Source organism: Nocardia brasiliensis NBRC 14402, from assembly GCF_000308475.2.
Taxonomy (GTDB): Bacteria; Actinomycetota; Actinomycetes; order Mycobacteriales; family Mycobacteriaceae; genus Nocardia; species Nocardia brasiliensis.
Genome location: NZ_BAFT02000030.1, coordinates 12699 through 23781 on the forward strand (window position 1 = coordinate 12699; position 11083 = coordinate 23781).

An 11083-nucleotide genomic window follows, 5' to 3' on the forward strand; every position below is an offset into this window, starting at 1 on the left:
AAAGGCGCGAGCTTCGGACCGAGCCGTCCGCTCACGGCAAGGTCAGGATTTCCGCGCCGGTTTCGGTGACTACCAGGGTGTGTTCGAACTGGGCCGTCCATTTGCGGTCCTTGGTGACCACGGTCCAGCCGTCGTTCCAGATCTCGTAGTCGATCCCGCCGAGGTTGATCATCGGCTCGATGGTGAACGTCATGCCCGGCTCGATGATCGACTCGATGGCGGGCTGGTCGTAGTGCAGGATCACCAGTCCGCTGTGGAAGGTGGGGCCGACGCCGTGCCCGGTGAAGTCGCGCACCACGCCGTAGCCGAAGCGGTTCGCGTAGGACTCGATCACCCGGCCGATGACGTTCAGCGCCCGCCCCGGCCGCACCGCCTTGATGGCCCGCAGCGTGGCTTCCTCGGTCCGCTCGACGAGCAGACGCACCTCCTCGTCCACCTCGCCGGCCAGGTAGGTCTTGTTGGTGTCGCCGTGCACGCCGTGGATGTAGGCGGTGACGTCGATATTGACGATGTCGCCGTCCTCGATCACGGTGGAGTCCGGAATGCCGTGGCAGATCACCTCGTTCAGCGAGGTGCAGCACGACTTCGGAAAGCCCTTGTAGCCCAGGGTCGACGGGTAGGCGCCGTGGTCGCACATGTACTCGTGCGCGATCCGGTCCAGTTCGTCGGTGGTGACGCCGGGCGCGACGGCCTTGCCCGCCTCTGCCAGGGCCTGCGCCGCGATCTTGCTCGCGATCCGCATCTTCTCGATCGTCTCCGCGGTCTGCACCCAGGGCTCGCGACCCTCGTTGACGGTCTTCTTCCACGCGTATTCGGGGCGCTCGATCGTGCGCGGGACCTCGCGGGTGGGCGAGAGGGTCCCGGGGGTCAGCGGCTTACGAGTGCGGACAGACATGTGAACAGGGTAGTCGGCGCGCGGCGGCCGCGCCGACGGCCCTACTGGTCGTGGAACTCCCGCGCGGTCCGTTCGACGACTTCGGCGACCGAGCACACCGCGTGCACGCCGCTGACAGAATGACCGCCGCTGTAGAGATCGCGCCAAGCCTCGGCTCCGTCCGCCTGCGCGAGCAACGTGCCGACGTCGGCATCGCCGGTGTGACGATCGAGCTCCAGGCCCGCCGCGTCGAGCGAGGGCCGCAGCATGCTGGTGGGCAGCCCGGTCAGGGCCGAGGTGCGGACGCGGACGGGAACGCGGAGCCGCCGTGGAATACCTGCGGACCGTGGTCCGTTTAGGGTGGTAGTTGGCATCGACACTACCTAGGAAAGAGGGTCCACCGTGGAATTGGGACTCACGACGTTTGCGGAGCTGTACCCCGTCGGCGATCGGCCCGCGCCGAGTGCGGCCGAGCGGCTGCGCCAGGTGGTGGACGAGGCCGTGGCGACCGAGCGGGCCGGGCTCGAGGTGTACGGCGTCGGGGAACACCATCGCAAGGATTTCGCCGCTTCCGCACCCGCGGTCGTGCTGGCGGCGATCGCGGCGCGCACCGAGAAGATCCAGTTGACCAGCGCGGTGACGGTGCTGAGTTCTGACGACCCGGTCCGGGTGTATCAGGATTTCGCGACCCTGGACGGACTGTCCAACGGTCGCGCCGAGCTGATGGCCGGACGCGGGTCCTTCACGGAGAGTTTTCCGTTGTTCGGCTACGACCTGAGCGACTACGACGAACTCTTCGAGGAGAAACTGGCGCTGCTGCTGCACCTGCGCGAGGACGGTCCGGTGAACTGGAACGGCAAGTTCCGGGCACCGCTGCGCGACGCAATTGTCTACCCGCGCACCGACAATCGGCCGCTGCCGGTATGGATCGCGGTCGGCGGTAGCCCAGAGTCGGTGGTCCGCGCCGGCCTGCTCGGCCTGCCGTTGGCCATCGCTATCATCGGCGGCCAGCCCGCCCGGTTCAAGCCGCTGGTCGACCTTTACCACCGCGCACTCGCCGAAGGCGGGCACGACAAGCAGCCCGTCGCGGTGCACGCGCACGGCTATATCGCCGACAGCGACGAGCAGGCCGTCGCCGACTTCTACGAGCCCTATGCCCTCGCGATGAGCACGATCGGCCGCGAACGCGGGTGGGGAGCGATGACCCGTCCCCAGTTCGAGGCCCTGCGCTCGAAGGAAGGTTCACTGTTCGTCGGCACCGCCGACTACGTCGCCGAAAAGATCGCCGACATCCGCGACACCCTCGGCCTGGACCGCTTCATGCTGCACACCAGCGTCGGCACCCTCCCGCACGAAAAGGTCCTGCACAACATCGAATTGCTCGGCGAGAAGGTGGCGCCCCAGGTTCGCTGATCGCAACCGGCACCGAGCCCTCGACTCAAGGGCTCGGTGAAACTGGTTAAGGCACAGCGATTTCGTTTACCCATCGTTTGCCAGAACAATGATTGACATGGTCGCCGGACGTTTGTTTGCCTTACAGCACCCAAACATCGGACCGTACTACTGAGACGGCATGGACAAAGATTCGGCGGGTTCATCGCTCGCGGGTCGAGATAGGAACCGATGCCGAGCTCGAGACTGAAGTCACGGCCGCTGAACAGGATGGACAATCCTTACGCGATAAACATCGATGAATTGTCGTGCCGGCAGGTAGCGCGCCGCGATCCGCTCTCCGCCGATGCGTTGCTGGCGAATCTTCCGGTAATGAACGCGGCGGCCGATCTACGCCAGCTCGCGACCGCGTTCCGCGAGTTGCTGACCCGGGCGCGCGAGGCCGAGTTACCGGATATCGCCGATCGGCTGGCGGCTATGCGCGATGTCGGCATGCTCATGTCTTCTTTGCGCAGACACGGTGTCGAGCCGCTCGATGCCGTGCCCGAAGCCGCCGGCGTATTGCTCGCGTGGGGCCATTCGGCGGGCATGGTGCCCCGGGACACCGTGCTGCACTATGGCGCGTGGAATCCGCGAGGGAAGCGCCAGCGGATGTTCCTCGGCGAGGATCAGGAAAACGTCGTGCTCGATGCGGTCCGCGTGAGCACCCTGCTGATCAGCGAGATCGCGCCGCAGCTGGCGGGTTTGGCCGAACTCCACCCGGACGACACGGCTTTCGGCGAGATCTGCCACGCGGCGGCCGACCAGTTGGAGACCCTGCCGCAGTTGATGAGCGGCCTGTACCGCACCGTCGATCCGATCGAGTTCTACGCCGCACGATTGCGGCCGTTCATGGCAGATGTGGTCGTGGCCGACCGCTCGTACTACGGCCCCGCCGCCGTCCACGTGCCGCTGTATCTGATCGACCGGCTCGTCTGGTCGTCCGATCACGGGGGCGTCGGCATGACGTACTTCCAAGACGATCTGCTGAACTACGGACTCCCCCGGTGGCGGCGGATGTTCGAACACACCACGGACACTGAGTCATTGGTGACCAGGCTCGTCCGGGAATTCGACCGCCCCGACGGCCCGCCTTCGACCAAGGCGGCCTACGCCATGGACGGCGTCATCCGAATCCTGGACGGACTGGTCACTTTTCGCACCAAACACGGCCTGCTCGCCCGCGCCGCCTACACCGACGGCACGCGCTACGCCATGGGCATCGCAGGCGTCAGTCCCGCCGTCCTCGACCACGTCCTCGCCCTCACCCGCCGCTGCGCGGACTGGGCCCGCACCCGCCGCAAAGGCGCCCGAACCTGATCGGCCCCGCGAAATCAACTGCTACACAGATCTATTCATCGAGGTGTGCTTCGAAGGCGATGCGGTCACCCCGGTAGAGGCCGCGGACCCGTTCGATGGGCGCGCCGCCGGTGTCGACGCTGCGGCGGTGCAGGAGCAGCAGGGGCAGGGCCGTGGTGCATTCGAGCAGGGCGGCCTCGCGGGGTGAGGCGAGGACGGTTTCGATGCGTTCGGTGGCGCGGCCGAAGGCGACGCCGGCGGCGCGCACCGCGGCGTACAGCGAGGTGGTCGGGTCGTAGCTGGTGCGCAGATCGGCGAACCGATGCAGCGGCAGGAAGGTGCTCTCCAGCCCGATGCGTTCGCCGTCGGCGAGCAGCACCCGCTCCAGGTGCATGACCGAAGTGCCCACGGGCACAGCGAGATCACGGGCCACATCGGCATCGGCGGGCACGTCGTCCCAGCCGACGAGCAACCGTCCGGGGACGCGGCCGTAACTGATCGCACCCTCGGTGTAGGAGCGCAACGACAGCGGTTGCACCATTTTCGGGCGCGAGACCACCGTGCCCCGGCCCTGCCTGCGAATCCGCCCCTCCACCAGCAGGTCTCGCAACGCCTGCCGCACCGTTTCCCGTGCCACCTCGAATCGAACGGCCAGATCCCGTTCGGACGGAACCGGATCCCCCTCGTGCAGTTCTCCGAGGATCGCCTCGATCTCGGTGCGTACGCGATAGGACTTCGGTAGCCGATCCGGCAGCGCGAACTCCGCGCGCCCGCCCCCGCCGCCCGCCGCGGCACCGACCCTGCCCACCTCCGTCGCGTCCATGGTCCCCAGCGTACCCGCAATTGGTCTATACCAATTGTTAACCTGCCGTTCGCGCCACTAACACCCGTTGGTCTAGACCAATGTGCACCATGGTCGCATGCGATTGGTCATCATCGGCGGTGGGATCCTCGGCACCGCGCACGCCCTGGCCGCTGTCCGCCGCGGTCACGAGGTCGTGCAGGTCGAGCGGGAGACCGAGGCGCGCGGCGCCACGGTCCGCAACTTCGGCCTGGTCTGGGTTTCCGGCCGGGCCGCGGGCGAACTCGAGCTGACCCTGCGCTCCCGGCAGCTGTGGGAAGAACTCGGCGGCAAGGTCCCCGGCGTGGGTTTCCGCCCCGCCGGATCGATCACGCTGGTGCGCACGCCCGCCGAGCTGGCGGTCGCCGAACAAGCCGTTGCGGACCCGTCGGCCGAAGCCCGCGGTTTCGCCTTGCTGGAGCCCGCCGAGGTACGTGCGATCAACCCCGCGCTGCGTGGCGAATTCCTTGCCGGACTGCATTGTTCGGCCGACGCGGCGGTGGAGTCCCGACAGGCGCTACCCGCGATCCGCGCCTACCTCGCGGCCACCGGCCGCTACACCTTCCACGCGGGTACCGAAGCCAGATCGGTCACCGACACCGCCGCCGGTGCGACCGTGCACGACGACCAGGGCCGCCGATTCGACGCGGACCTGGTGCTGGTCTGCCCCGGCGCGGCACACACCGGACTGACCCGTGAGCTGGCCGGTGTGCTGCCGGTGCGCCGGGTCCGGTTGCAGATGATGCAGACCGCGCCGCTCGGCGAGCCGCTCACCACCGCCATCGCCGACGGCGACAGCTTCCGCTACTACCCCGGCTTCGCGGGGGCGGCGGTCGACACGCTGAATCGCGAGCAGTCCCAATCGGCGACCGCCGCGGAGCACAAGATGCAGTTGCTTTGTGTGCAGCGCTTGCACGGCGGCCTGACCATCGGCGACACCCACGAATACGACGAGCCGTTCGCCTTCGACGTGGACGAGGCGCCCTACGAACATCTCACCGCGGTCACCGAAAAACTGCTCGGACGCGCACTGCCGCAGGTGGTTCGGCGCTGGGCAGGCGTGTACAGCCAGAGCACCGATCCCTGCGCGCTCGTCACCCGCGCCGCGGCCGGAAAGCACACCTGGGTCGTCACCGGCCCGGGCGGCCGCGGCATGACCCTCGGACCCGCACTCGGCGAGGAAACCGCCGAACTTCTGAATCTGTGAGGACAACCTTGTCGGACAACACTATTCAACTGGCCGTGCTGGACATGGCGGGCACCACCGTGGCCGACGGCGGCTTGGTGCTGCGCGCCTTCGAGGCGGCCGCCACGGCGGCAGGCATCGCGGCAGAGGGGCCGGAGCGCGAGGCGGCCCGCACCTATGTGCTCGACACCATGGGCCAGTCCAAGATCGCCGTGTTCCGCGCGCTGCTCGGCGACGAGGACCGCGCGCAGCGAGCCAACCTGACCTTCGAGGCCGCGTACGAGGCGCAGATCGACGAGGTCGCGATCACCCCGATTCCCGGTGCCGCCACGGCGATCGGCAAGCTGCGCGGCGCAGGCGTCAAGGTCGCGCTCACCACCGGCTTCAGTCGCTCGACCCAGGACCGCCTGCTGCACGCGCTCGGCTGGCACGACATCGCCGACCTGACACTGGCGCCCGCCGACGCCGGACGCGGACGCCCCTACCCCGACCTGGTACTCACCGCACTGCTGCGCCTGCAGGCCGATGCGGTGGATCGGGTTGCGGTACTGGGCGATACGACCAGCGATATCGCCACCGGCCTGGCCGCGGGCGCACAGATCGTCGCGGGCACGCTCACCGGCGCGCACGACGAGGCACAGCTGCGCGCGGCGGGCGCCACCCACGTGGTGCCCTCGGTCGTCGAATTCGCCGAACTGATCCTGGCCGAACACTCCTGACCGGCCCGTCCATTCCTTCGACTCCGACACCCTCACGAACCGAAAGTTGTAGTCACGTGCGTACTTCCAACACGCAGACCCGCCTCGCACGCCGCCGGTCCCGGGCCGCGCTGCTCGTCGCGGCCGTCACCACCGTCGCGGCCACCGCGGCCTGCGGCGGCACCGGTACGGACAGCGCGAGCGGTAAGACCGTCACGGTCTATTCCGCCGACGGCGTAGGCAGCTGGTACCAGAACCAGTTCGCCGAGTTCGAGAAGCAGACCGGCATCGCGGTCAACCTGGTCGAGGCCGGCTCGGGCGAGGTCGTCAACCGGGTCGACAAGGAGCAGGCCAACCCGCAGGCCGATGTCGTCGTCACCCTGCCGCCGTTCATCCAGAAGGCGAAAGCCGCTGGGCTGCTGCAGGACAGCGGCGTGGACACCAGCGCCGTCCCGGCCGCGGACAAGGACGCCGAAGGTAAGTACGTCACGCTGGCGAACAACTACCTGTGCTTCATCGCCAACCCCGCGGTCGACGCGAAGGCACTCACCTGGGACGACCTGCTGCAGCCGGAATTCAAAGGCAAGCTGCAGTATTCGACGCCCGGCCAGGCCGGTGACGGCACCGCGGTCCTGATCCTGTTGCAGAAGTTGCTCGGCAAGCAGGGCGCGCTCGACTATCTGGCCAAGTTGCAGGCCAACAATGTCGGGCCGTCCTCGTCCACCGGCAAGCTGCAGGCCAAGGTCGACAAGGGCGAGCTGAGCATCGCCAACGGCGACGTGCAGATGAACCTGACCACCATCAAGGAGAAGGGCTCGAAGTTCAGCGTGTTCTTCCCGGCCGCGGCCGACGGCAAGAAGTCGACCGTCGCGGTGCCGTACGTGATGGGCCTGGCCAAGGGTGCGCCGCATCAGGCCGACGCCAAGAAGCTGATGGACTTCCTGCTCTCGGCGCAGGCGCAGAAGTCGCTCGGCACAGACGCTTTCGCGGTGCCCGCGCGGGCCGAACTGCGCGAGACCCCGGCCGCCGGTTCGGGCCCGTCGCCGAGTTCGGTGTTGCAGGGTGTCGAGCTGCTGCCGGTCGACTGGACCAAGGTGCTCACGGATCTGGACGGCGACCTCGCCGCGTACCAGAAGGCCACCGGTAGCTGAAAAGCGCTAGCGCACAAGGGAGTCGATCATGTCCACCGGTGACGCGCGGACCAAGTCATCCACCTCAGCCTTGACCGGGACGCGGCCCGGCGCCGAACTGGCGATCGTATTCGATCGGGTCGGCGTCAGCTATCGCAGCGGCCGTAAAACCACTGTCGCACTGGCCGATTTCACTTTGCGCGTCGCCGCGGGTGAGACGGTCGCCCTGCTGGGACCCAGCGGTTCGGGGAAGTCGACGGCGCTCAAAGCCTTGGCCGGTTTCGTCCGGCCGACCTCGGGCGCGGTCCGGCTGGCCGGTCGCGACGTCACCGAACTCTCCCCGGCCAAGCGCGGGATCGGCGTCGTCGTGCAGTCGTACGCACTGTTCCCGCATATGACCGTGCACGGCAATGTGTCCTTCGGGCTGAAGGCACAGCGCGTGGCGCGCAAGGAGATCAGCGCGCGGGTCACCGAGGCGCTGGACATGGTCGGCATGGGGGCCTATGCCAAGCGCCTGCCCCGGGAACTGTCCGGCGGGCAGCAGCAGCGGGTGGCGATCGCCAGGGCGCTGGCCATCCGGCCCAAAGTGTTGCTGCTCGACGAGCCGCTCGCCGCGCTAGACGCCCAGCTGCGCCAATCCATGCTCGGCGAGTTACAGCAGTTGCGGGCCGCGCTGCCGGAGACGGCCATGCTGTATGTGACCCACGACCAAACCGAGGCGCTCGCCTTGGCCGATCGCATCGCGGTCATGCGCGATGCCCGCCTGGTCGACCTCGATACCGCCGAAAACCTTTGGCGTCGCCCGCCTTCCGATTTCACCGCCGCCTTCCTCGGCGGAGCGAACCTGCTGTCCTGCACCGTGAACCGGGTGTCCGGCGGCGCGGCCCTGGTCACTGTCGGCACCCGGACGCTGCGGGCGGAAGCGCCCACACCCGGTGTCGGTCAGCAGAATTGGGCTCCGGACTCGCCCGCGCTGCTGTGTGTGCGCCCGCACACCATCCGGATCGGCGCCACCGCCGAACGAGACGCGCTGCACGGCACGGTGACCACCGCGGTCTGGCGTGGTGCCTCGACCCGCTTGCACCTCGCCATCGAAGGGCTGGCCGACGCGGTCACCGCCGACGTTCCCGGCCACGTGGAGACGGCGGTCGGCTCGGTCGTCGGGGTCCGCTTCCCCGACCCGGCCGGTGTCCTCATCCCCCGCGCGGTGGGGGCGGACGCATGAGCACACCCGCGCTGCTCGAACCGATCACCGAACTGAGCCCGCAACGCCCCGTGCGGCAACGCAACTGGAAACCGGTGCTCTGGAGTCTGCCGCCGATGCTGGTGGTGCTGGGCATCGCGGTGTACCCGATCGTCCGGGTACTCGCCGAGTCGACCGTGACGCCGTCCGGCCGGGGCGCCGCGGTGTGGTCGGACGTGCTCGGTTCCGAATCGTTCCGGAACGCGTTGTGGCGCACGGTGTCCATCGCGGTCGTGTCCACCGCCGGGTGCCTGGTGCTCGGCACCTTCCTGGCCATCGTGCTCGCCTTCGTGCCGTTTCCCGGCGCGCCCGTGGTGGGCCGGCTCATCGATACCGTGCTGACGCTGCCCTCGTTCCTGATCACGCTGGCTTTCACGTTCCTCTACGGCACCGCGGGCGCGGTGAACGCGCTGATCGCCGAGCTGACCGGGGGCACCGAGCCGGCACTGGACTTCCTCACCACCCCGCTCGGCGTAATCCTCGCCGAGATCACGTTCTTCACCCCGTTCGTGGTGCGTCCGCTGCTGGCCGCGTTCGCGCAGTTGCCGCGGGAACAACTCGATGTCGCCGCGAGCCTGGGCGCTTCGCCGTGGCGCGTCCTGCGTCAGGTGGTGCTCCCGGAGGCCTGGCCCGCGCTGGCGGCGGGCGGCAGCCTGGTTCTGCTGTTGACGCTCAACGAGTTCGGCATCGTGCTGTTCACCGGCGCGAAGGGCGTGCTGACGCTGCCCGCGCTGATCTACACGCGCGGCATCGTCACGTTCGACCTGCCCGGCGCCGCGGTCCTCGCCTCGGTACAGGTGCTGTTGTCGCTCACGCTCTACATCGGCTACCGGCTCGTGTTCGCGCGGTTCACCGGTGCCGCCGCGAAAAAGGACTGAAACATGCTGGTGTGGACGAAAAAAGGCAGAGCCGTCGTGCTCGCGGCGTTCGCGCTCGTCGTGCTCGTGGTGTTCCTCGCCCCGATCGCGACGGTGGCGGCGGCCGCGCTGGCGGGCAGCTGGACCGGCCCGCTGCCCGCGGACCTCGGCTTCGCCAACTTCGGGCGGGCGCTGTCCGGCGAGCAGGCGGCCAGTCTCTCGGTGAGTCTGCAGACCGCGCTGCTGGCCGGCGCCTTCTCGCTGGTGCTCGGCACCTGGGCGGCGCTGGCGGCGCGCGAGGCGCCCGGCTGGTGGCGGCGCTGGACCGATGCCGTGTTCCATCTGCCGGTCGCGGTCCCGTCGGTCGCCATCGGCCTCGGCGTGCTGATCGCGTTCAACGAGCGGCCCCTCCTGCTCGGCGGCACGAAATGGATTGTCATCCTGGCGCATTCGGTGCTGGTGCTGGCGTACGCGTTCAGTGCGGTATCGGCCGCGTTGGACCGGATCGACCCCGGCTACCGGCAAGCCGCCGAATCGCTGGGCGCGGGACCGGCCAGGGTTCTGTTCCAGGTGACGTTGCCCTTGCTGCTGCCCGCCCTCGGCGCGGCCGCGGGCCTGGCCGTCGCGCTGTCGATGGGCGAACTCGGCGCCACCATCATGGTGTACCCGGCCACCTGGAAGACGCTGCCGGTCGGCATCTTCGCCCAGACCGATCGCGGCGAGGTCTTCGACGCCGCGGCGAGCACCACCCTGCTCGTGCTGACCACCCTGGTGGCGCTGATCCTGCTCGGACGGATCCGCAGCCGCGCGACCCTGCGCTGACCCGGCCCGCGTTGGTCCCGGCCGGTGCGCGCCGGCCGACCTAGGATGGCGAGGTGACCGCACTTCCGTTGATCTTCACCGCGGGCTGGGCGAGCGGGGTGAACGCGTACGCCGTCGTCCTGCTGCTCGGCCTCTTCGGGCGCACCGGCCTCGCCGATTCGGTGCCCGCGGCGCTGCAGCGGACCGATGTGCTGATCGCCGCCGCGGTGCTGTTCCTGATCGAAGCGGTGGCGGACAAGATCCCGTACCTGGACTCGTTCTGGGATGCGTTCCACACCGTGGTGCGGCCCCTCTCGGGCGCGGTGGTGGCGGCTTTGATTGCCGGACAGGACGGTTCGCTGCCGGAGCTGGCGGCCGGCGCGGTCGGTGGCTTCAGCGCGCTGGCCAGTCATCTGGTCAAGGCGGGCACGCGGATGGCGATCAACACCTCGCCGGAGCCGGTCAGCAACGTCGTGGCGAGCACCGCGGAGGACACCGCGGTCGCCGGGATCGTCACGCTGGCGATCTTCCATCCGATCCCGGCGGCGATCATCGCGGGCGTGCTGCTCGTGCTCGGTTCGGTCGTGGTGGCCTTCCTCGCCACCCGCATCCGCCGCTATCTGCGCCGCCGCCGGGAACGCAGGGCGGCGCGGCACGTGCCCGCGACCTGATTGCCCCGCGTACCTCGTCAGCTCCCACCCAGCGGTATCCGAAAGGCGGGCC

12 protein-coding genes are annotated in these 11083 nt (G+C 68.8%); 9 read left to right on the plus strand and 3 right to left on the minus strand.

Translation table 11 applies throughout. The features are described from left to right. Window positions 1–31: 31 nt before the first annotated feature. Both map and TY25_RS08390 read right to left on the minus strand, forming a co-directional pair. The gene (gene map / locus TY25_RS08385; RefSeq protein WP_042255352.1) at window positions 32–895 is read right to left on the minus strand and encodes a type I methionyl aminopeptidase; all 864 of its coding nucleotides are present in this window, start codon (window positions 893–895) and stop codon (window positions 32–34) included. A gap of 41 nt (window positions 896–936) precedes the next feature. Then, complete coding sequence (locus TY25_RS08390; protein ID WP_174484631.1) at window positions 937–1248, minus strand: hypothetical protein; 312 nt, start codon at window positions 1246–1248, stop codon at window positions 937–939. Window positions 1249–1276: 28 nt separating this feature from the next. Here TY25_RS08390 and TY25_RS08395 point away from each other — a divergent pair, with 28 nt between their 5' ends. Together TY25_RS08395 and TY25_RS08400 are read left to right on the plus strand one after the other, a co-directional pair. Beyond that, the gene (locus TY25_RS08395) at window positions 1277–2287 is read left to right on the plus strand and encodes an LLM class flavin-dependent oxidoreductase (RefSeq protein WP_042255354.1); all 1011 of its coding nucleotides are present in this window, start codon (window positions 1277–1279) and stop codon (window positions 2285–2287) included. Between the two features lie 351 nt (window positions 2288–2638). Next, a complete protein-coding gene (locus TY25_RS08400; RefSeq protein ID WP_162184190.1) occupies window positions 2639–3625 on the plus strand; it encodes a monodechloroaminopyrrolnitrin synthase PrnB family protein in 987 nt (328 codons plus the stop codon). Window positions 3626–3656: 31 nt separating this feature from the next. On the opposite strand, the gene TY25_RS08405 is transcribed toward TY25_RS08400, so the two are convergent. After that, complete coding sequence (locus TY25_RS08405; RefSeq protein WP_226887229.1) at window positions 3657–4427, minus strand: GntR family transcriptional regulator; 771 nt, start codon at window positions 4425–4427, stop codon at window positions 3657–3659. A 97-nt stretch (window positions 4428–4524) separates the two neighbouring features. On the opposite strand from TY25_RS08405, the gene TY25_RS08410 reads away from it, so the two are divergent. From TY25_RS08410 to TY25_RS08440, 7 genes are read left to right on the plus strand one after another with little or no spacing between them, the layout of a single operon-like run. Then, window positions 4525–5652 carry a TIGR03364 family FAD-dependent oxidoreductase gene (locus TY25_RS08410; RefSeq protein WP_042255356.1) on the plus strand — a complete coding sequence of 376 codons (1128 nt, stop codon included), beginning with the start codon at window positions 4525–4527 and terminating at the stop codon, window positions 5650–5652. Window positions 5653–5660: 8 nt separating this feature from the next. Beyond that, window positions 5661–6350: a phosphonatase-like hydrolase gene (locus TY25_RS08415; protein ID WP_081868755.1), complete on the plus strand. Its 690-nt coding sequence runs from the start codon at window positions 5661–5663 to the stop codon at window positions 6348–6350. A 56-nt stretch (window positions 6351–6406) separates the two neighbouring features. Continuing rightward, window positions 6407–7480, plus strand: a complete 1074-nt coding sequence (locus TY25_RS08420) for a 2-aminoethylphosphonate ABC transporter substrate-binding protein (protein ID WP_172595819.1) — start codon at window positions 6407–6409, stop codon at window positions 7478–7480. A gap of 28 nt (window positions 7481–7508) precedes the next feature. Continuing rightward, window positions 7509–8684: an ABC transporter ATP-binding protein gene (locus tag TY25_RS08425; protein WP_042255357.1), complete on the plus strand. Its 1176-nt coding sequence runs from the start codon at window positions 7509–7511 to the stop codon at window positions 8682–8684. After that, on the plus strand, window positions 8681–9580 hold the full coding sequence (locus TY25_RS08430) for a 2-aminoethylphosphonate ABC transporter permease subunit (RefSeq protein WP_042255358.1): 900 nt from the start codon (window positions 8681–8683) through the stop codon (window positions 9578–9580). Before TY25_RS08425 ends, TY25_RS08430 begins: the two co-directional genes overlap by 4 nt. A gap of 3 nt (window positions 9581–9583) precedes the next feature. Beyond that, entirely contained in the window at window positions 9584–10381 is a 798-nt protein-coding gene (locus tag TY25_RS08435) for an ABC transporter permease (RefSeq protein WP_042255359.1), read from the plus strand. A gap of 53 nt (window positions 10382–10434) precedes the next feature. Then, complete coding sequence (locus tag TY25_RS08440) at window positions 10435–11031, plus strand: DUF4126 domain-containing protein (RefSeq protein ID WP_042255360.1); 597 nt, start codon at window positions 10435–10437, stop codon at window positions 11029–11031. Window positions 11032–11083: the final 52 nt, after the last annotated feature.

Excerpts from the sequence above, each read along its gene's own strand:
- map (WP_042255352.1), bottom strand. The coding sequence starts at position 895 with ATGTCTGTCCGCACTCGTAAGCCGCTGACCCCCGGGACCCTCTCGCCC.
- TY25_RS08390 (WP_174484631.1), bottom strand. The coding sequence starts at position 1,248 with ATGCCAACTACCACCCTAAACGGACCACGGTCCGCAGGTATTCCACGG.
- TY25_RS08400 (WP_162184190.1), top strand. The coding sequence starts at position 2,639 with ATGAACGCGGCGGCCGATCTACGCCAGCTCGCGACCGCGTTCCGCGAG.
- TY25_RS08405 (WP_226887229.1), bottom strand. The coding sequence starts at position 4,427 with ATGGACGCGACGGAGGTGGGCAGGGTCGGTGCCGCGGCGGGCGGCGGG.
- TY25_RS08410 (WP_042255356.1), top strand. The coding sequence starts at position 4,525 with ATGCGATTGGTCATCATCGGCGGTGGGATCCTCGGCACCGCGCACGCC.
- TY25_RS08425 (WP_042255357.1), top strand. The coding sequence starts at position 7,509 with ATGTCCACCGGTGACGCGCGGACCAAGTCATCCACCTCAGCCTTGACC.
- TY25_RS08430 (WP_042255358.1), top strand. The coding sequence starts at position 8,681 with ATGAGCACACCCGCGCTGCTCGAACCGATCACCGAACTGAGCCCGCAA.
- TY25_RS08435 (WP_042255359.1), top strand. The coding sequence starts at position 9,584 with ATGCTGGTGTGGACGAAAAAAGGCAGAGCCGTCGTGCTCGCGGCGTTC.